Raw genomic sequence first — 19,223 nt, forward strand, 5'->3', positions numbered from 1 at the left:
CCCCGGGCCCCGCTCGACCGCCGTGTCAGAGGGTGGTCGGCACCTTGATGGAGCCGTCCACGATCTTCTTCTTGGCCTCGTCCAGCTTGGCCTGGATGTCCTTCAGGTGGTCGCCCGTGGTGGTCAGGCTGACCCCGTCCTCGGCCAGCGAGTAGGAGTTGGTGCCGGTCTTCGGCTTGCCGTCCTTGACCGAGGTGATCAGGTCGAAGACGCCGCTGTCGACGTTCTTCACCACCGAGGTCATGATCGAGTTGCTGTACTTGGCCAGCGCCGGGTCCTTGGCCTGGTCCGAGTCCACGCCGATCGCCCAGGTGCCGGGCTTGGCGGCGACGGCCTCGATGGCGCCGGCGCCCGAGCCGCCCGCGGCGGCGAAGATGACGTCCACGCCCTTGTCGAGCATGCCCTTGGCGGCGGCGCGGCCCTTGTCCGGGGCGCCGAAGCCGGAGAGGTCGGTACCGGTGGAGAGGTACTGGACCGTCACGTCGGCCTTGGGGTTGGTGTCCAGGGCGCCCTTGCGGAAGCCGGCCGCGAACTTCTTGATCAGCGGGAGGTCCACACCGCCGATGAAGCCGACCTTACCGTCCTTGGACTTCAGCGCCGCGGCCACACCCGCGAGGTAGGAGCCCTGCTCCTCGGTGAAGACGATGGAGGCGACGTTCTTCTGCTCGGAGGCCGAGTCGATGAGGCCGAAGGTCGTCTTCGGGTACTTGGCGGAGACCTTGTCGATCGCGTCCTTGTACGCGAAGCCGACGCCGACCACCGGGTTGTAGCCGCCCTCGGCGAGGGAGGCGAGGCGCTGCTCGCGGTCGGCCGGGGTCTCACCGCTCTTGGCGGTCAGCTCCTTGGTCTCGGCCTTGTACTCGCCCTTGGCCTTGTCCAGGCCGCGGGCCGCGGAGTCGTTGAACGAGTTGTCGCCACGGCCGCCGACGTCGTAGGCCATACCGACCTTGAGCTTGCCCTCGTCGGAGCCGCCGGCCTCGGTGGAGGACTGGCCGCAGGCGGTGGCGGTGACGGCGAGTGCCGCGGTAAGGGCACACGCGGCGGTGATCTTGGATACCCGGCGCACGAGGAGGGGTCCCTTCAGGATGACCGAAAGCGCCTCTTCCGGCGCTGGTTTCGCGGCGATCGTAACGCGCGTAGATGTCAGTTAAAGACCTGTTCAGCAGTCGTTATCGATTCGTCGCGCATGAGGACGTATTGCGACCGTCGGTGACCCCCCGGGCACTGTCGGCCACGAAGCGCCACGCCGGAGGGGGCAGCTTTCGGACACGCTGAGTGAGCGGTACGGGGTACGGAAAGGGGCGGAGCGCCCGGGTGCGCGGGGATACGCGGAGGGGCGGGGCGCCCGGTTGCGCGCCCCGCCCCTGCCCGTACGGGCCCCCGGGCCTCACACCACCGGCGGCGGCTCCATCAGCGCGGCGGCGGTGAACAGCTCCACGCCGACCTGGATGGCACGCTCGTCCACGTCGAAGTTGCCCCGGTGCAGGTCGAGTCGGGCGCTGTCGCCGGGGCGGCGGACGCCGAGGCGGGCCATCGCGCCGGGGACGTGCTCCAGGTACCAGGAGAAGTCCTCGCCGCCCAGGCTCTGCTCGGTGTCCTCCACCGACTGCGGGCCGAAGCGCGCGGTCATCGCGTCGTGCAGGTGCTGCGCCACCGCGGCGTCGTTGACCACCGGCGGGACGCCCCGGACGTACTCGATCTGGCACTTGGCGCCGTGCAGCTGGGCGACCTCGTCGATCGCCGCGTACACCTGGTCGGGGGCGTCCCGCCAGGCGGACAGCTCCAGGCAGCGGACCGTGCCGCCCAGCTCGGCGCGCTGCGGGATGACGTTGGGGGCGTGGCCGGCCTCGATACGGCCCCAGGTGAGGACCAGTCCGGAGCGGGCGTCCACCCGGCGGGCCAGCAGCGCGGGCGCGTCGGCGGCGACCCGGGCCACCGCGGTGACCAGGTCGGTGGTCAGATGCGGGCGGGCGGTGTGGCCGCCGGGCCCGTCCAGGACCACGTCCAGCCGGTCGCAGGCCGAGGTGATCGGCCCGGTGCGCAGCCCGATCCGGCCCACGTCCACCCGGGGGTCGCAGTGCAGGGCCATGATCCGCCCGACCCCGTCCAGCACCCCGGCGTCCACCGCGGTGATCGCGCCGCCCGGCATGACCTCCTCGGCCGGCTGGAACACCAGCCGGACCGGGTGCGGCAGTAGCCCGCGCTTCTCCAGGTCGGCCAGCACCAGCCCGGCGCCGAGCACCACGGTGGTGTGCACGTCGTGGCCGCAGGCGTGCGCCCGGTCGGGGACGGTGGAGCGGTACGGGACGTCCGTCTTGGTGTCCGGGATGGGCAGCGCGTCGATGTCCGCCCGCAGCGCCAGCATGGGACGTACGCCGTCCCAGGTGCCGATGTCGCAGATCAACCCCGTACCGCCGGGCAGGACCCGGGGACACAGCCCGGCCGCTTCCAGCCGCGCCTTGACGGCGGCGGTGGTGCGGAACTCCTGGAAGCCCAGCTCGGGATGCATGTGCACATCCCGGCGGAACGCGATCAGCTCGGCGCGCAGCGACTCGGGCAGCGTGCCGAGGAGGGGCGTTCCGCCCGGATCGTCGGTTTCGGGGTCGCGGGACATCAATTGGTTCACCCATGAAAGGGTAGGCGTGTTTGGGGCCCAACTAACGTGTGATCTAGAAAACTTCAGCCCTGAAGGGGAAAGAAAAACCCGTCCGGAGGGCTTGACGGCCTTTTCGGGTGGGTAAGCTCACGCGTTTCCGCCCCGAAGAGGGTCAAACGTTCCCATCGCGGGAGAAGTGTGCGGGAAGTGCGGCCGGTGACCGAAGGGGCGCGTGGAGTGACGGTCGAACGCCCCCCGCACGCCCCCGGTTTCGCCGGGTGACCGAATCCCGCCCCGTCTTCGTCGAGTGACCGAGTCCCGCCCCGAGTGCCGACGGGTGACCGAGTCCCGCCTCCGTTGCCGCCGGGAGATCGACGTACGGCCGCGCCGGGTCCCCTGATGTCGTCCTCGGGTGACCGGGCACACGTGCCCCCGGCCCAGGGAGTGAGCCCGTCATGCCTCCGCCGCGCGGGGCGTTCCGGTGAAGGGGATGCCGTGGGCGGCCCGGGCGGAGTCGGCGACCCCGGCCAGGAAGCCGCGGGCCCGGTCGGTGACCGTGGAGCGCAGCCACTCGGGGTCTATCGGGCAGACCCGGATCGACACCCCGTCGCCGGCCAGCACCAGCGGCAGGGTGTGCACCACGGTGGACGGGAAGCTGAGCACGGTCCTGGCGATCGGGCCCCGCCGGGCGATCAGCTCCAGCGGCAGATCGGGGCGGACGATCTCCAGCCCGGTCTCCACCGCGATCCGGTGCAGCTTCTCCGCGCTCTCCCGGCGGTGCGCGAAGTAGCGGCGGCCGCCGTGCGCGGCGGCCAGCGCCCCGACCGCCGCGGTGTAGCGGTCCAGGTCCACCACCCCGGTCTCCACCAGGGAGGTGCCCACCAGGTCGGCGCCCTCGGTCAGCCGGGGCGGCCCGAGCCGGGAGCGGGTCCAGGAGAAACGGTTCTCCGTGATCACCGTGCCCTCCGGGGCCGCCTCCACCGGCAGCGCGGTGAACACCTCCACCTCGCGGTCCCGCCCCGGCGCCAGCCTCCGCCGGGCCAGCGCCGCCACCGGGGCGAGCGCCAGCTCGCGGGGCCCGCGGCCGCGGCGGCGGTGCCAGCGCACCAGCCGCTCGCCGCGGGCCAGCTGCGCCAGGTACTCCAGCGTCGCCGTACCGTCGTCCACCACGGTCAGCCGCCGCGCCCCGAAGAGCGCCAGCAGCAGCTGCACGTACCGCGAGAACGGGTCGCCGACCACCACCCGCTCGGCGCGGGAGATCAGCGGGCCCAGTTCGCGCAGCGCCTGGAGCACGGCGACCCCGTCCTCCCGGGCGTCCTGCCAGCGCACCGTGTACCCCTCGTCCCGGGCCAGCCCGGCGATCCGCCGCAGCTGGCCCCGGGACATCGGGTCGACCGGCGAGAGCACGACCACCTCGGGCCGCGCCCCGCCGGCGTGCGCCCACTCCAGCACGTTCAGGAACTGGACCGGGCTCTCCACGAAGGCGACCGGTGCCCCGGCCTCCGTACCACGGCGGACGGCTGTCATACCGCGGCCGCGACGCGCCGGAGCTTCTTCATCGGACCGAGCTCCGAGTCGTAGACCTTCTTCACGCCGTCGCCGAGGGCCGCCTCGATGGTGCGGATGTCGCGCACCAGCCGGACCAGGCCCTGCGGCTCGACCGAGGCGGCCTGGTCGGAGCCCCACAGGGCGCGGTCCAGGGTGATGTGCCGCTCCACGAAGGTCGCGCCGAGGGCGACCGCGGCCAGCGTGGTCTGCAGGCCTGTCTCGTGGCCGCTGTAGCCGATCGGGACGTTCGGGTACTCACGGTGCAGGGAGTCGATGACGCGGAGGTTCAGCTCCTCGGGCACCGCCGGGTAGGTGGAGGTGGCATGGCACATCACGATGTTGTCGCTGCCCAGCACCTCCACCGCGTGGCGTATCTGGCGCGGGGTGGACATCCCGGTGGAGAGGATCACCGTGCGGCCGGTGGCGCGCAGCGCGCGCAGCAGCTCGTCGTCGGTGAGGGAGGCGGAGGCCACCTTGTGGGCGGGCACGTCGAACTTCTCCAGGAAGGCGACGGCCTCGGTGTCCCACGGGGAGGCGAACCAGGCGATACCGCGCTCCTCGCAGTGCGCGTCGATGGTGCGGTACTCCTCCTCGCCGAACTCCACCCGGTGCCGGTAGTCGATGTAGGTCATCCGGCCCCAGGGGGTGTCGCGCTCGATGTCCCACTGGTCGCGCGGGGTGCAGATCTCCGGGGTGCGCTTCTGGAACTTCACGGCGTCGCAGCCGGCCTCCGCGGCGGCGTCCACCAGCGCCAGGGCCTTGTCCAGGTCGCCGTTGTGGTTGATGCCGATCTCGCCGGTGATGTAGACGGGCTGGCCGGGGCCGACGGGGCGGTTGCCAAGGGTGCGCAGACGGTTGTCGCTCATGGTGGTTCTTTCCTTACTCAGGGGACTTGCGAGGGGGGATCCACGGGGGGCAGGAGGTCGGTCTCAGGGAGTGGGGGCGGCCGGGTGGTCGAGGGTGGGGCCCAGCAGCCAGGCGGCGATCTCGCGGATCGCGCCCTCGCCGCCGGGTGCCGCGGTGACGGCCCGGGCGGCGGCCCGTACCGCGTCATGGGCGCTGGCCACCGCCACCGGCCAGCCGACCAGGGCGAAGCAGCCCAGGTCGTTGGCGTCGTTACCGGCGTAGAGCACCCGGGTGGGGTCCACGCCCTGCTCGTCGCACCAGCGCTTGAGCGCCAGGTCCTTGCGGTCCACGCCGTGCAGTACGGGCACGCCGAGCTTGCGGGCGCGGGCGGCGACCACGGGGTTCTGCTCGGTGGAGAGGATCAGCAGCCGCAGCCCGGAGCGGCGCAGCGCGGCGGTGCCGAGGCCGTCGCCGCGGTGCACGGCGACGAACTCGCGGCCGTCGGCGTCGATCAGCACCCGGTCGTCGGTCTGGGTGCCGTCGAAGTCCAGGACCACCGCGTCCACGTCGGCCAGGGTCGGGGTGGACACCGGGTCCAGCAGCGGGGCGAGCGCCCGGGCCCGGGCCAGGTCGTGCGGGTCGTCGATCTCCAGCACCCGGGCCGGGTCGGTGACGGCCAGCGCGGTGCGGCCGAAGAAGCGGTGCCGGTGGGTACGGAACCCGGCCGCGTCCATCGCGTACGCGGCCCCGGTCTCCAGGTACTCCGGCTCCCGGTCCTGGCGGCGGGGGCGGTACACCTTGTCGTGGTTGACCCCGACGGCACCGGAGGCGAGGGGGGCGCGGAGGGCGCCGGGGGCGCCGTAGGCGGAGACCGCGGCCCGGTCGGCGGCGGAAGCATCGGCTTCCGGGGCGCCCGGAACGGAAGCGGTGCCCGGAACGGAGGCGGTGCCCCCCGGTACGCCGGGGGCGCTGGTGGCGGTCCCTGCCACGCCGGGGGCGGCGGCCCTCAAGGCGTCAGGGGCGCCGAAGGCGGTCGCCACCGCGTTCCCGTCGGTGCGGGCGGCGGCGGCCTCGTGGGCGTCCACGCCGGGGGCCCCGGCCTCGCCCCCACCCCTCCACAGGAAGCCGTGCGACGGCGCCGCCGTCAGCGCGGAGTCGGCGCCCTCCTCCAGTACCCGGGCGGTGACCGCGTCCACGTCCTCGGCGGTCAGGAAGGGGCTGGTGCACTGGACCAGCAGGACCACGTCGGCGGCCCGGCCCCGGGCGGCCTCGAAGGTGTCCAGGGCGTGGAGGACGGCGGCCTCGCTGGTGGCGGCGTCCCCGGAGAGGGCGGCCGGGCGGTCCACCGGCTCGGCGCCGGCCGCGCGGGCGGCGGCGGCGATCTCGGGGTCGTCGGTGGAGACCACCACGTCGGTCACCCGGGCGGCGCCCCGGCAGGCCCGTACCGCGCGGGCCACCAGCGGCACCCCGCCGATCCGCGCCAGGTTCTTCCCGGGCACGCCCTTGGAGCCGCCCCGGGCGGGTATCACCGCCAGCACCAGCGGACGGGTGCCGGGCTCCCGGGTGGTGGCCGCCGAGGGGCGGGCCCTCAGCTCCCCGGTGGCCGCCGAGGGGCGGGCCGCGGCAGGGCTCCCCGTACGGCTCCCCGCACCCTCCCGGGCCGCGGCGGGGCTTCCCATACGGCTCCCCACACCCTCCCGGGCCGCGACGGGGCTCCCCGTACCCCTCGGGTCGTCGTTCACGGTCACAGCTCTCCCAGGCGGCGGATCACCGGGGCGACGCGCTGCACCCCGTGGCGGTAGGCCCCGCGTGCGGCGTCCCGTAGCACGCGCCGGGCCCGGGAGGGCGCCGGGGACGGCGGGGCGTCCAGGCGGTGGCGGGCCAGCACGCCCGGCAGGTAGCCGGGGGCGGTGGCCGCGGTGTAGTAGGGCCGCGGCGGCGGCAGTACGGGCTCCCCGAGCAGGGTCAGCACCCGGTCCCGGGCGGCGTCGAAGGCCCGCTCGTACGAGGGGGAGGAGCCCGCCGGGTGGACGCCGTGGTCGGCCGGCCACTCCGGGTCCGGCTTCGGGCGGTGGTCCTCGTCCAGGTGGTCGAAGGAGGCCAGCAGCCCGGAGCCGATGAAGTGGTGGTTGCCCAGCGCCTCGCGGACCCCGAAGTCGGTGAGGATCGCGGTCGGCACGCCCCGGTGCAGGGACTCCAGCGCGGCCGTGGAGGAGACGGTGACCAGCAGGTCGGTGCGGTCCAGCAGCTCGCCCATGTGCCCGTAGGCCAGGACCAGGTTGGGCGGCAGCGGGCGGCGGGCGGCCAGCCGCTGGTACGGCAGCTCCTCGATGTGCGTGGTGTGCTCGCCCGGCTTGGACCGCAGCTTGAGCACCACCTCCCGTCCCGGGTGCAGCTCGGCGTGGCGGACCAGCCGGTCCAGCAGGTACGCCCGCTCGGCCCGGCCGGCCGGCACGGACGGCTGGGCGGCGAAGACCAGGGTGTCCCGGCCGGACTCCGGCGCGTACGGGGCTCCGCCCAGGAACGGCAGCGCGGCCCGCACCACCGCCGAGGCGTCGGCGCCCACCCCCTCGTACACCGCGCGGAAGCGGCGGGCGTCGGCGGCCGAGTTGGCCAGCACCACATCGGCGCCGTGCCGCAGCAGCAGCCCGTCGGCCAGCTTCTCGTAGACCACCCCGACGTACCCGGTGACGATCACCGGGCGGCGGGCGAGGCCGAGCGCGGCCACTGCGTGCAGCACCGCCTGGACGGTCCCGCCGACCAGGGCGAGCACGACCACGTCGTACCCCTCGTCGGCGAGCACCCGCAGGAACTCCGCCCCAGTCACCTCGCGGGGCGCCGGTCCACCGCTGTCCGCCGCCCCGCCGCCCGCCGTCTCGGCGAGCTGGCGGGCGGTGGGGGTGGCGCGGCCCCGCAGGAGGTAGCCGTCCGGCCGGGTACCGGCCGGGGTGATGCGGCGCGCGGTGAGGGCGCCCCATTTCCATCGGGTGTCGGAGTCGGCGAGCACGGCGACCCGTACCGCTTCTCGGTTGGGTGATGGCACGCCGAGGACGTTAGGAAGGCACCGGCCCCAGCGGCCCAACTGCGCCGCAACAAAGGGTGAACAGCGGTTTGTCGGAACCGAGTTCGCCACGGTGCCGCCCACTGTTCACCGTCCGGCCGCCTCCCGGTCGGCGCCCGTGGCGGACGGCCTGCCTAGCGTCGGAGGCGTGGTCAAGCTCTCCGTCGTCGTGCCGTTCTTCAACGTGCAGACATACGCCTCCGACACCCTGCTCGCGCTGCGCGCCGACGCCCGCGAGGACATCGAGTTCCTTCTCGTCGACGACTGCTCGACGGACCGGACACCCGACATCCTCAAGCGGGCCGCCCGCGAGCTGCCCGGCGCCCGGCTGCTCACCCACGAGGTGAACAAGGGCCTGGCCAGCGCCCGCAACACCGGGCTCGACGCGGCCCGCGGGGAGTACCTGGCGTTCCTGGACGGCGACGACTGGACGGCCCCGGGCCACTTCACCGGGCTGCTGGCCGCCATCGAGGAGCTGGGCTGCGACTTCGTCCGCACCGACCATGTGGTGTGCACCGGCAAAGCCCGCAAGATCGCCCGAGTGCCCGTCGGCAGGCGCGGAGTGGTGCTGAAGCCCCGGGAGGCGATCCTCCCCGCCGACCGCTCCACCTCCGTGGACTACCCGTACGCCTGGGCCGGGATGTACCACCGGCGGCTGGCCGAGCGCGGGCTGCTGCACTTCACCGATGGGCTGCGCACCGCCGAGGACCGGCCGTGGATCTGGCGGCTGCACCGGGAGGCGGAGTCCTTCGCGGTGACCGGGCCGCGCGGAGTGCCCGGCGGGCTGGGCCTGTTCTACCGGCGCGGGGTCGCCACCTCGCTCACCCAGATCGGCGACGTCCGCCAGCTGGACTTCCTGCGCGCCTTCGACCAGGTGCTCGGCGAGACCGCGGCCGACCCGGACGCCGAACGGCTGCTGCCGAAAGCCGTACGCACCTACTGCGCGATCATCGCCCACCACCTGGGCAACGCCGACCGCTTCGAACCGGCGGTGCTGCGGCAGCTGCGCACCCGCGCCGCGGCGGCGCTGCGCCGGATGCCCCAGCCGGTGCTGGACGCCACGCTGGACGCGATGGACGCCGAACGGGCGGTACGGCTGCGCAGACTGCGGCGGCGCGCCGGCGGCGCGGCCCAGGGCGGCGGCGCCCGCGCGGAGGTGGCGGCATGACCACCCGTATCCTCTGCGCCTCCACCCTCTACGGGGCGGTCACCCTGGCCGCCGCGCTGGACAGCGGCTGCTTCGGCCCCGCCGACCGCACCCTGCTCCTCGTCACCAACAACGCGGCGGTACCGGAGACGGCCACCCCGCTGGACCGGATGCCGGGCTTCGAGGCGCTGCGCGACCGGTTCGACGGGGTCCTCTCCTGGAACGAGGCCATCGCCCCCTTCCACCCCTCCGGCTGGAGCCCGCGCGGCGACGACATCCCCCTGTGGGAGCGGTATCTGCGGATGCTCTGGGAACTGGCCGACGATCCGGTGGAGTTGGGCGTGGAATCGCTCCAGGTCTCCCCCGCCCTCTCCGTCACCCGGTGCTTCCCCGACGCGCCGATCGACGTCTACGCGGACGGGCTGATGAGCTACGGCCCCACCCGCAACAAGCTGGACCCGCTGGTCGGCGAGCGGGTGCGGCGGCTGCTCCACCTGGACCTCGTACCAGGGCTGCGCCCACTCCTCCTGGCCGAGTTCGGCACCGTGCCGGAGGTCATACCGACCGCGGCCTTCACCAAGGTGGTGGCCCGGCTGGAGGAGGCCCGCCCGGAGTCGCGGGCCGAGGCGGCCGAACCGGGGGGCGGCGCCCTCATCCTGGGCCAGTACCTCTCCGCCCTCTCCATCCTCACCCCCGAAGAGGAGGAGGAGCTGCATCTGAGCATGGTCCGGGGCGCCGTCGAGCAGGGCCACACCCGCCTCCTCTTCAAGCCCCATCCACTGGCCCCCGCCGCCTGGAACGAGACCCTGGAGCAGGAGGCCGCCGCGCTGGGCGCGGAGCTGACCGTGATCGACCGGCCCGAGCTGGCCGAGGTGCTGCTGCTCCGGCTGCGGCCCGCGCTGGTGGTGGCCTGCTTCTCCACCGGGCTGTTCACCGCGGCCCACTTCTACCGGGTGCCGGTCGCCCGGATCGGCACCGGTCTGCTGCTGGAGCGCCTCACCCCGTACGAGAACAGCAACCGCATCCCGGTGACGCTGGCCGACGTCCTGCTGCCCGATCTGGCGGCCGGCCGCTCCGGCCCGCCGTTCGCCGCCGCCGACCCGCTCGGCCCGGCCGGCGGCAATCTGCCGGGCCTGGTGGCGGCGGTCGGCTTCGCGATGCAGCCCAAGATCCGCCCGGACCTGCGGACCGCCGCCGAGCGGTTCCTCGGCGCCCATCTGGACGAGACCGTCCGCCGCTACTTCAAGCGCCGCCGCCTCACCGCCCTCGGCCTCCCCGGCGGCCTGCCGATGCCCCGCCGCGCGGTGGTCCGCCGCCTCTCCCGGCAGCCCGCCGTCCGCCGGGTGGCCCGGCGGGTGCGCAAGGCGGCGGGGAAGTAGGGCGGCCCTGGGCTGGTGGTCCGGCGCCCCCGTGGTGCCGGACCACCGACCCGCGACAGGAAGGCGCCTCGGACACGGTCATCCCGGCGTGCACGACGATCGAGCCGTCACCCGCTCGGGGCCCACCTGCTCGTCCAGGACGGCCGCCACCTGTTCGAGGGTGAAACCGAGGTCCTTCAGCGCGATCACGCGGTTGAACCGGGCGAGCTGGGCCGCCCCGTAGAGTGTGAGGGTCAAGTATCGGAGAAGAGGGGGCGCGGGCGGGACCGGGGGAACGTGTCCCGCCCGCGCCAGATGCGCTGAGCCGTAGGTACGGGGGGAACCCCGGCTCGATGCGCTGCCGATGACCAGTCGGCTCACTTACTACTGCGCCGGGGCGCCGAAAAACGTCACACCCCTCCGGAGAACTACGACAAAGCGCTGGTCAGGGCCGGTACCGCGGGGCGCGGTGAAATAAACGGACGGGCTGCGGAGCCCTCCCGGCCGCGCGCCGGCGCATCCCCCCGGCCGCCCCCGCCGCCCTTCCCGCCGTCACCCTTGCCGCCGCCGCTTCCCCAGCCGCTGCCGGGAAGGCCGCTGCTCGGCAGACCGCTGCCCGCGCCCCCGCCGTCGCCCGAGGGGCCGTCCAGCAGCCGGTCGCAGAACCGCTCGATGTTGGCGCGACCCTGGGCGTCCGACTCCAACGCGGCCTTGCGTCCGTTGTCCAGCTTCCCCGACCGGTAGTCCCGGCAGGCCTGGACGGTCCGCTCCAGCCAGTTCGCGCCCACGCTCGGCCTGGGCTGCTCGCTCCCGCCCGCGCCGGGATCGGTGCCACCCGGCTCCTCGTCCTCCTCGGTCCGCTCGGGCGCCGGGTCCGCCGGATCGGTGGCACCGGGCCGGGGCCGGCCGGGCTCGCGCTCCTGGCTGCCGGTGCTCGGGCCGGGCGGGCTGGACACCGGGGGCCGCCGCCGCTCGGGGGCCTTAGGCGCCTCGGGGTCGGCCGGCCGGCCGGTGCCGGTCTCGGTCGGCCGGGCGGGCGCGGCCGAGTCGGACGGGGCGGGCTCGACGGAGACGGTGGCGGCGGGCAGCGGCTCGGCGCCCTTGCCGAGCACCGGGAGCACCCCCGTACCGGCGGCGACGGCGACCCCGCCGACCGCGAGTCCCGCCACCGAGGCGGCCAGCCCCCAGCGCATCCCCCGTGCCCAGCCCGGGCGCCGGGCCGACGGCCGACGCGCCCCCGCACCGAGCCGTACCGGACCCAGCTCCGCCCCGCGCGCGGCCTCGCTGCCCGCGGCCGTCTGCCGCCCCGCCCGGAAGGCGGCCAGCGCGGCCTCCTCCCCCGGCAGCTCCCGCCCGGGCGCGGGCTGCGGGGCATGGGCGGCCCGGACCGCCGCCAGCGCCTCGGCGAGCCGCCGCGCCCGCTCCGCGGAGGCTCCGAAGTCACCGGGGTCGACGGGGGTCGGGAGGTCGACGCGGTCACCGCGCAGCAGCCTCTCCGCCACGTCATGGTCGAGCCATGCGTTCCGCTCGTCGGCCATCACAGTTCCTTCTGCGTCCGCGAGCGCCAATGCGTCACACCGGTGCGGGCCATGGATCCCACCCGCTGCCTGCGCTGCGGCGGTACGCCCTCCAGCGGGCCCGCCGGGTCGGTGACGCCACCGGAGGCGGCGCGTCCGCCCGGGTCCATCAGCTCGGCGAGCCGCTTCAGCCCGCGGTGCGCGGCCGTGCGCACCGCTCCGGGCCGCTTGCCCAGCGTCTCGGCCGCGCTCTTGGCGTCCAGCCCCACCACCACGCGCAGGATGACGGCCTCCGCCTGGTCCTGCGGGAGTTGCGCTATCAGGTTCATGGTGCGGCCGGTGGCCAGCGCCTCCATGGCCTCGTCCGCGGTGTCGGACTCGGCCGGCTTGTCGGTGAGTTCGGTCTCGTCGCCGCCGATGGCGGGGCGCCGGCCGCGCATCCGCAGGTGGTCCAGGGCCCGGTTGCGGGCGATACGGGCCGTCCAGCCGCGGAACCGGTCGGCGTCCCCGCTGAACCCGCCGAGGTCGCGGGCGATCTGCAGCCAGGACTCGGAGGCCACGTCCTCCGCGTCGGCGTCGCCCACCAGCGTGCGTATGTAACCGAGCAGCCGCGGGTGTACGGCGCGGTACACAGCACGGAACGCGTTCTCGTCACCGTCCTGTGCCGCGAGCACCGCGGCGGTCAGCTCCGCGTCGTCCCCCAGCACTTCCCTTTACCTGTCCATCATCGCGGCGGGTCACCCACCGCCGCCTCGCGCGGCGCGCAGCAGCACGCTACGTGGTCATCCGGCATCACGTCCATGTCCAGTAGAACGTGCAACATTCTCCCCCGACCCCCCGTCCACGGCCGGTGTGACAGAAAACGCAGCCCCGGCGCTGAAGGGAGTACGGGGCCGTACCGCGGGCCCGTGGACGACCGGGGCCTCTCCTGTGGGGGGTGGCGGCCCCGGTCGTCTGTAGTTTCCGGCCGCACCGCGATCCCTCGGGAAACCGCGGGTGACCCTCACTCCGCCGGTCCGGGACCCTTCCGCCGGTTGGCCTGGAATCGCGCCTTCTTCTCGCGATTCCCACAGGTGTTCATGTCGCACCAGCGGCGGGTGCGGCTCCGGCTGGTGTCGAAGAAGGCGGCCCGGCAGGTCGGTGACGCGCACAGGGCCAGCCGTCCGTCCCGTTCGCCCGTGATGACGCTGATCGCGTCGGCGGCGATCACGCCCAGAGCGTCTTCCACGCAGAAAGCCACCCCGCCATCCGACCCGGAATCCGATCCGAGCCGCCAGCGCCGCTCGCCCTCGGGGGTCAGGATCGCCACCGCCCGGCCCTGGGCGCTGCGGGCGTTGATGACCCGGACCGCGGAGGCGGGCAGGGCGTCCTGGAGCGCGGCCGCCGTCGCGGCGGCGTGGATCGACTCCCTCAGCTCCCGGGCGAGGTCGAGCTGGGCCGTGGTGCAGGAGTCCACGTCGAGGCCGTACACCGCCAGCCAGTCGACCAGCCGGTGCGGCACCGGGATGCGCTCCACGGCGTCGCCATGACGCTCGGACAGGGTCCCCGTGAAGCTGGTCGCCAGCACGCTGCCGAGGCGGAAGTCAGGGAACTCAGCACGCATGGAACCACCATAGCCGGTTGCACCACGGCCTCAATCGCTGCTAGAACCGTCATTGCCGGTTCCGTCATGGATCAGGAGGTCTCATGCCCCGCCCCATCAGCGATGTGCACGCCTTTGAAGCCCGCGCGACCGACGCCGACCTCGATGAACTGCGGGCGCGGCTGGCCGCGGCGCGGCTGCCGGAGGCGGAGACGGTTCTCGGCGCCGCGCCCGGTCCTGGCCGCTGGGGGCAAGGTGTTCCGCTCGCCGACCTGGTCGAGGTCGTGGACTACTGGCGCACCGGGTACGACTGGCGGTCGTTCGAGGAGCGCCTCGACCGGATCGGCCAGTTCCGCACCACCGTCGACGGTCTGGGCATCCACTTCCTGCACCGCCGGTCCGCACGGGCGGACGCCACCCCGTTGCTTCTGACGCACGGCTGGCCGGGCAGCGTCGCCGAGTTCGTCGACGTGGTGGAGGAGCTGGCGGATCCGGCGGACGCGGACGCACCGGCGTTCCACGTCGTGGCCCCATCGCTCCCGGGCTTCGGCTACAGCGACAAGCCGGCCACCACCGGATGGGGGACGGAGAGGATCGCGGCCGCCTGGGTGGAGCTGATGGGCCGGCTCGGCTACGACCGGTTCGCGGCCCACGGCGGCGACTGGGGCGGGGTCGTCACCACGGTCCTCGGCGGCAGGTTCCCGGAACACGTTCTCGGCATCCACTCCACCCTCGCGCAGGCGCCGCCCGGGTTGTCCATGGACGGGCTGACGGCGGACGAGCGCCGGTGGGCCGAGGAGACCCGCCGTTTCTGGCGCCACCGGGCTGCGTACGCCAAGCAGCAGGCGACCCGGCCGCAGACCACCGGCTACGCGCTTGTGGACTCACCGGTCGGGCTGCTCGCCTGGATCCTCGACAAGTTCGCCGAGTGGTCCGACACCGAGGACAGCCCGTTCGAGACGATCTCCCGGGACCGCGTCCTGGACGACGTCACCCTGTACTGGCTGACGCGGACCGGTGCGTCGGCGGCCCGTATCTACTACGAGAGCCACGACTCGCTCGATCCCGAGCTGCGGGTGGACGTCCCGGCGGCCATCACCGTGTACCCCCGCGACATCGAGAAGTGCCCGCGCCCCTGGGCGCAGGAGCGCTACCGGCAGATCGTCCGCTGGAACGCACCCGGGCGCGGAGGGCACTTCCCCTCGCTGGAGGTGCCCGGCTACTTCGTCAGGGACCTGCGAGAGGGCCTCGCGGCGGTGCTCGTTGCCGGCGGCCTGGGCGGGTAGCCCCCGGGTCGGACGCGCCCGGCACCTCAACCGCGCCTGATCTCCGCCAGGATGGCGGTGGCTCCCTGGTCGAGCAGCTCGGCCGCCACGGCGGCGCCGAGCTTCTCCGGGCCGTCGACCGGGCCCGCACCGACGGCCGTCACCTGACGTTCCCCGGTCAGCGAGGTGACGGCGGCGGAGAGGTGCAGCAGCCCGTCGTCGCCGATCCGGCCCCAGGCGCCGACCGGTACGGAGCACCCGCCGTGCAGCTCGGCCAGCAGGGCGCGCTCGGCCCGCACGCACGCGTCGACCTCGGGGTCCCCCGTCCGCGCCAGCAGCTCGGCCGCCGGGGAGCCGGTGCGGACCTGGATGCCGAGCGCACCCTGCCCCGGGGAGGGCGGGAAGGCGAGGGGGTCGAGCACCTCGTGCACCTCGGGGGTCAGACCGAGCCGGCTCAGCCCTGCCGCAGCGAGCACCACCGCGTCCAGCGGGCCCCGGGTGGCCTTGGCGAGCCGCCCGGGAACGTTTCCGCGGATCGGCTCCACCCGGAGGTCGGGGCGCAACGCCAGGAGCTGGGCCACCCGGCGCGGGGCGCCGGTCCCCACCCTCGCCCCCGGCCGGAGGCCCGCGAGCGTGGACCCGCACAGCACATCCCGTACGTCCTCGCGCGGGCCCGGCGTCGTCAGCAGCAGCGTGCCCGGCGCGACCGAGGTGGGCAGGTCCTTCAGCGAGTGCACGACCACATCGACCGCCCCGTCCAGCAGGGCCGCCTCCTGGTTGCTGGAGAAAGCGGACCCGCCCGCCGTCCTGGCGACCTCCGCCAGCGTCGGGGTCACCCGGTCCCGGTCACCGCCCTCCAGGATGGTCTCCCGCCTGAAGGCCACCCCGGGAAACCGCTCGGCGATCGGCGCCAGCCACTCCGCCACCTGCGCCCTCGCGAGCCTGCTGGCCCGGGAACCGATGCGTACCACGTCGCCCATTCGGGTCAACTCCTCCGCCGGCGGGATGTGTTGACCGGCCACCCTACTGACACCGGGGCCCGGCGGATTCCGACACATTGTCTTCAAAGGCGAGGCTCCCGAGGACACTCCCGCGCATCGGCGCCAGCGCCCTCACGGTGCTCGGCCCGGGCACGGTCGCGAAAGCAGCCACGGCCGGCTGCGGCCCGGGGGTCCCGGGTGCGGCCGGCCGTGGCCGGGTGTGGGCGGGTGTGGGCGGGAGGGGTCAGACCGGGTCGACCTCGGAGGCGCCCTCGTCGGAGAAGCCGCCCTCGCCGAGGTCCTCCTCACCGAAGGACGCGTCCTGGCCCATGCCCGGGCCGCCGAAGGCGCCCAGGAGCTCGGTCGGGTCCAGCTTGGTGGCGCCGGCCGGGGCGGTGGGCTGCTCGCCCTTGCTCAGGCGGACGACCAGGCCGAGCTTCTTGACCTTGGCGGACTCGGCAAGCTTGGCCAGGTCGATGCGGACCTCGGTGAGGTCGCCGTTCTTCAGGGTGAAGTCGGCGGCGACCTTGGTGTTCGGCGCGTCCTTCAGGTCCTTGGCCGTCGGCAGCTCTACGCCGGGCGGCAGTTCCTTCTTGAAGGGGCGGATCTCGTCGACCAGTTCGGTGATCAGGGTGCGGAAGGGCGCGGTGGCGACGATGTGCTCCTCGCCGTCCCCGTTGTCCGCGACGGCGAAGTCGACCTCGCGGCTGATGACGTCCTGGATCGCCTTGGTCAGCTTCTTCTGCGTCTTGGCGTCGAGGCTGGGCTCCGGCGAGGGCTCGTCGCTCGCGTCCTCGCCGGCCTTCTCCAGCTCCTTGGTGTCGAAGGTGACCCAGCCGCCTTCCAGCAGCTTCTTGAAGGCGCCGGCCTCCGGCGGCAGGTCCGAGGCCTTCGGCATGGGCTCGCCCACGGCCTTGCCCAGCGCCTCGATGTCGGTGCGCACATAGGCGGCGTCACCGACCTGCCGGAACTCGACCAGGTCGCCGTCCGGGGTGCTGACCTTGGCGGCGGCGCCGACGATGTCCTTGTCGCCGGAGTCCTTCAGCGCCTTCTTGGAGTGCACGGTGAAGCTCATGCGCGCGCCGCTGAGCAGCTCCGCGGCCTTCGGGTCCAGCTCCTCGCCCGGCTCGCTGCCCATCTTCTCGTCCAGTGCCATGAGCGAGGCGGAGTCGGTGTCGAGGTCGAGCTCGAAGGAGAGGGACTTCTCCTGACCCAGCTTGTCGAAGGCCCGGTCGAGCTTCTGCCCGGCGGACAGCTGCTCCGCCGTGCCGCAGGCGGCCACACCGGCGAGGGCGACGGTGACGACGGCGGCGGCGCTCAGGGTCTTGCGTATGGCGGTGATGACTGTCTCCTCATGCGAACGTGTGCGATCACACTCCCCCATCTGTGGTGTGACCCGTCAGCAGAGACTCACAGCTCCCGCAAAGGGTTGTACGGCCGCCGCCCCGGGATTGCCGGGTCCCGGGGCGGCGGTCGGTGGTCAGTCGAGTTGCCGGGCGAGGGACTGGAACTGGGGCCAGGACAGGGGTGGTTCGCCCGCGTCCCAGAGCTTCTGGGAGGTGGCGTTGAGTGGCATGCGGATGCCCTCGGCGACCTGTGCGGTGGTCTGGGCGTTCGCCAGGTCGCACCAGACGGCGAACCGCCCGCCGAGGATCTGCCGGTCGTAGCGGGCCGCGACCGGGGTGGTGCCGCGCAGCACCCGCGGGGTCCACTGCTCGTAGATCCGCTCACCGGTGGGGTAGGTGAAGTCGTTGGGCTCGCCGAGCACGTAGTAGAGGTACTCGTCGTTGAGGTTCACCACCGGGCGGCCCTCGGCGAGGTACGCGGTCGGTGGGCGGGCGCCGATCTCCTTGCCGGTCCAGTACTCGGCCTCGATGGTCTTGTCCGGCGTCACCGCGCTGTCGGCGAAGAAGCCGTCGTTCCAGGCCTTGGCTTTCTTCCGAGTGGAACGGACGGTCGCGGCGCGGTCGTTGAGCCAGCCCTCGGCGAGGTCCTGGACGGTCCCGTCCGGCCCGTACCGCTGCCGCGCGGCGGCGGCGAGCTGCGGGAAGGAGGTGGCCGGGTCGGAGACGGTCAGGGCCTGGTACTCGTCGGCGCCGACGTGGAAGTAGCCGCCGGGGAAGAGCGCCGCGTACTCGCGCAGCAGCTCGTCGATGAGGCGCGCGGAGGCGGGCTTGGAGATGTCGATGGCGCCCTGGCGGGCGTTGCCCTGGGCGCTGCGGAGCTGGAGGTCGGGGTAGGCCCGCAGCACGGCGCCGAGGTGGCCCGGGGAGTCGATCTCGGGGATGACGGTGATGTGCAGGGAGTTCGCCAGGGCGATGATCCGGCGGACCTCGGCCTTGGTGAGGTGCGGGTCGGAGACGATCTCCGGGTGGCTGGACGACTCGATGCGGAAGGCCTGGTCGTCGGAGAAGTGCAGGGCGAGCTGGTTCATCTTGAGGTCGGCCATCTCGCGCAGCCGGGCCTCGATCCACCCCGCGTCGAAGAACTTGCGCGCGATGTCCAGGTGCAGCCCGCGCTGCGGCTTGGCGGGCGCGTCGGTGACCGTGCCCTCGGGGACGGTGCCGCCGGAGCGCAGGGCCTGCTTGACGGTGCGGGTCCCGTAGAAGACGCCGGCCTCGGCCGGCCCGGCTATCCGCACCCGGTTGCCCCGGGTGGTGACGGTGTACGACTCGGCCCCGCCGCCCTGCTTCGGGTCGAGGGCCAGCTCCACGTCGCCGGGCCGGGCGGCGGCCTCGCCCCGGTAGCCGGTGCCGAGCTCCCCGGCGAGCAGCCTGCCCTCGTCGGCGAGGGCGCCGCTGCCCTCGGCGAGCACCACGGCGCTGCCCCCGCCGGGCTTCCAGCCGGGCCCGCGGGCGGCTTGGTGCTCCCGTACCGCGGGGATGGTGCGGGGCTCGGTGGAGAGCGGATACGTCCGAGTGGGTGACGGGGAGGTGGGCGAGGACGGCGAGGGGCTGGTGGCCGCGGGAGTGGGCGCGCCCGCGGAGGCGGCTCCCCCGTCGCCGCTCCCGGCGCAGGAGGCGACGGTCAGCGAGAGCACCACCGCCGCGGCCACCACCCCGGCCCGCCGAACGGCCGAAGGGCCGGTCGCCGAAGACCCGGTAGCCGCCCCGGGTGCCCCCCGCGTGGCCGGACGCGCCGACCACCGGGCCGCCGAAAGACCTGCCCCCGCCTGAGGGACCGCCGCCCCAGAGGCCGCCGAAAAACCGGCCCCCGCCTGAGGGACCGCCGCCCCAGAGGCCGCCGAAGGCCCGGCCGTCGACCGCGAGGCCCCCGAGGAACCGGACCCCGAAGGCCCGGCCGCCGCAGCCCCGGTCACCGAG

15 protein-coding genes and 1 pseudogene are annotated in these 19,223 nt (G+C 74.1%); 3 read left to right on the forward strand and 13 right to left on the reverse strand.

Annotated elements, in window-relative coordinates; all coding sequences use genetic code 11:
* Nucleotides 1-25: 25 nt before the first annotated feature.
* The 6 genes from M1O15_RS06825 to M1O15_RS06850 form a co-directional block, all read right to left on the reverse strand.
* On the reverse strand, nucleotides 26-1,066 hold the full coding sequence (locus M1O15_RS06825; protein WP_248632340.1) for a BMP family lipoprotein: 1,041 nt from the start codon (nucleotides 1,064-1,066) through the stop codon (nucleotides 26-28).
* 321 nt (nucleotides 1,067-1,387) lie between these two features.
* Nucleotides 1,388-2,614, reverse strand: a complete 1,227-nt coding sequence (locus M1O15_RS06830) for an amidohydrolase (protein WP_248632535.1) — start codon at nucleotides 2,612-2,614, stop codon at nucleotides 1,388-1,390.
* A 435-nt stretch (nucleotides 2,615-3,049) separates the two neighbouring features.
* Entirely contained in the window at nucleotides 3,050-4,123 is a 1,074-nt protein-coding gene (locus M1O15_RS06835) for a hypothetical protein (RefSeq protein WP_248632341.1), read from the reverse strand.
* Entirely contained in the window at nucleotides 4,120-5,010 is an 891-nt protein-coding gene (locus M1O15_RS06840; protein WP_248632342.1) for an N-acetylneuraminate synthase family protein, read from the reverse strand. Before M1O15_RS06840 ends, M1O15_RS06835 begins: the two co-directional genes overlap by 4 nt.
* A 63-nt stretch (nucleotides 5,011-5,073) precedes the next feature.
* A complete protein-coding gene (locus tag M1O15_RS06845; protein ID WP_248632343.1) occupies nucleotides 5,074-6,669 on the reverse strand; it encodes an acylneuraminate cytidylyltransferase in 1,596 nt (531 codons plus the stop codon).
* Between the two features lie 65 nt (nucleotides 6,670-6,734).
* Nucleotides 6,735-8,033, reverse strand: coding sequence for a DUF6716 putative glycosyltransferase (locus tag M1O15_RS06850; protein ID WP_248632345.1), 1,299 nt, complete (start codon nucleotides 8,031-8,033; stop codon nucleotides 6,735-6,737).
* Between the two features lie 166 nt (nucleotides 8,034-8,199).
* Here M1O15_RS06850 and M1O15_RS06855 point away from each other — a divergent pair, with 166 nt between their 5' ends.
* Complete coding sequence (locus M1O15_RS06855) at nucleotides 8,200-9,219, forward strand: glycosyltransferase family 2 protein (RefSeq protein WP_248632346.1); 1,020 nt, start codon at nucleotides 8,200-8,202, stop codon at nucleotides 9,217-9,219.
* Nucleotides 9,216-10,577: an alpha-2,8-polysialyltransferase family protein gene (locus M1O15_RS06860; RefSeq protein WP_248632347.1), complete on the forward strand. Its 1,362-nt coding sequence runs from the start codon at nucleotides 9,216-9,218 to the stop codon at nucleotides 10,575-10,577. Before M1O15_RS06855 ends, M1O15_RS06860 begins: the two co-directional genes overlap by 4 nt.
* A gap of 108 nt (nucleotides 10,578-10,685) precedes the next feature.
* Here the strand turns inward: M1O15_RS06860 and M1O15_RS31810 are convergent.
* The 4 genes and pseudogenes from M1O15_RS31810 to M1O15_RS06880 all read right to left on the reverse strand — a co-directional run.
* A pseudogene (locus M1O15_RS31810) lies at nucleotides 10,686-10,937 on the reverse strand (MerR family transcriptional regulator); the annotation flags it as partial.
* Between the two features lie 47 nt (nucleotides 10,938-10,984).
* Nucleotides 10,985-12,094 (reverse strand): hypothetical protein, encoded by a 1,110-nt coding sequence (locus tag M1O15_RS06870; RefSeq protein WP_248632348.1) that lies wholly within the window; start codon nucleotides 12,092-12,094, stop codon nucleotides 10,985-10,987.
* Nucleotides 12,094-12,780 carry an RNA polymerase sigma factor gene (locus tag M1O15_RS06875; RefSeq protein ID WP_248632349.1) on the reverse strand — a complete coding sequence of 229 codons (687 nt, stop codon included), beginning with the start codon at nucleotides 12,778-12,780 and terminating at the stop codon, nucleotides 12,094-12,096. The genes M1O15_RS06870 and M1O15_RS06875 overlap by 1 nt, the downstream gene beginning before the upstream one ends.
* 296 nt (nucleotides 12,781-13,076) lie before the next feature.
* A complete protein-coding gene (locus tag M1O15_RS06880; protein WP_248632350.1) occupies nucleotides 13,077-13,676 on the reverse strand; it encodes a CGNR zinc finger domain-containing protein in 600 nt (199 codons plus the stop codon).
* Between the two features lie 83 nt (nucleotides 13,677-13,759).
* Between M1O15_RS06880 and M1O15_RS06885 the strand changes: the two genes are divergently transcribed.
* A complete protein-coding gene (locus M1O15_RS06885) occupies nucleotides 13,760-14,941 on the forward strand; it encodes an epoxide hydrolase family protein (protein ID WP_248632351.1) in 1,182 nt (393 codons plus the stop codon).
* Between the two features lie 26 nt (nucleotides 14,942-14,967).
* Here M1O15_RS06885 and hemC read toward each other — a convergent pair whose 3' ends face one another.
* From hemC to M1O15_RS06900, 3 genes are all read right to left on the reverse strand, one after another.
* The gene (gene hemC / locus M1O15_RS06890) at nucleotides 14,968-15,900 is read right to left on the reverse strand and encodes a hydroxymethylbilane synthase (RefSeq protein WP_248632353.1); all 933 of its coding nucleotides are present in this window, start codon (nucleotides 15,898-15,900) and stop codon (nucleotides 14,968-14,970) included.
* A gap of 244 nt (nucleotides 15,901-16,144) precedes the next feature.
* On the reverse strand, nucleotides 16,145-17,284 hold the full coding sequence (locus M1O15_RS06895; RefSeq protein ID WP_248632355.1) for a hypothetical protein: 1,140 nt from the start codon (nucleotides 17,282-17,284) through the stop codon (nucleotides 16,145-16,147).
* 96 nt (nucleotides 17,285-17,380) lie between these two features.
* Nucleotides 17,381-18,958 (reverse strand): beta-N-acetylhexosaminidase, encoded by a 1,578-nt coding sequence (locus M1O15_RS06900; RefSeq protein ID WP_372499373.1) that lies wholly within the window; start codon nucleotides 18,956-18,958, stop codon nucleotides 17,381-17,383.
* Nucleotides 18,959-19,223 lie beyond the last annotated feature (265 nt).

This window comes from Streptomyces lichenis, from assembly GCF_023218175.1.
Classification (GTDB): Bacteria; Actinomycetota; Actinomycetes; order Streptomycetales; family Streptomycetaceae; genus Streptomyces; species Streptomyces lichenis.

What these genes read in the sequence shown, in the direction of transcription:
- M1O15_RS06895 (WP_248632355.1), bottom strand. Translation starts at nt 17,284, where the DNA reads ATGGGGGAGTGTGATCGCACACGTTCGCATGAGGAGACAGTCATCACC.
- M1O15_RS06845 (WP_248632343.1), bottom strand. Translation starts at nt 6,669, where the DNA reads ATGGGAAGCCCCGCCGCGGCCCGGGAGGGTGCGGGGAGCCGTACGGGG.
- M1O15_RS06860 (WP_248632347.1), top strand. Translation starts at nt 9,216, where the DNA reads ATGACCACCCGTATCCTCTGCGCCTCCACCCTCTACGGGGCGGTCACC.
- M1O15_RS06835 (WP_248632341.1), bottom strand. Translation starts at nt 4,123, where the DNA reads ATGACAGCCGTCCGCCGTGGTACGGAGGCCGGGGCACCGGTCGCCTTC.
- M1O15_RS06870 (WP_248632348.1), bottom strand. Translation starts at nt 12,094, where the DNA reads ATGGCCGACGAGCGGAACGCATGGCTCGACCATGACGTGGCGGAGAGG.
- M1O15_RS06880 (WP_248632350.1), bottom strand. Translation starts at nt 13,676, where the DNA reads ATGCGTGCTGAGTTCCCTGACTTCCGCCTCGGCAGCGTGCTGGCGACC.
- M1O15_RS06885 (WP_248632351.1), top strand. Translation starts at nt 13,760, where the DNA reads ATGCCCCGCCCCATCAGCGATGTGCACGCCTTTGAAGCCCGCGCGACC.
- M1O15_RS06840 (WP_248632342.1), bottom strand. Translation starts at nt 5,010, where the DNA reads ATGAGCGACAACCGTCTGCGCACCCTTGGCAACCGCCCCGTCGGCCCC.
- hemC (WP_248632353.1), bottom strand. Translation starts at nt 15,900, where the DNA reads ATGGGCGACGTGGTACGCATCGGTTCCCGGGCCAGCAGGCTCGCGAGG.
- M1O15_RS06830 (WP_248632535.1), bottom strand. Translation starts at nt 2,614, where the DNA reads ATGTCCCGCGACCCCGAAACCGACGATCCGGGCGGAACGCCCCTCCTC.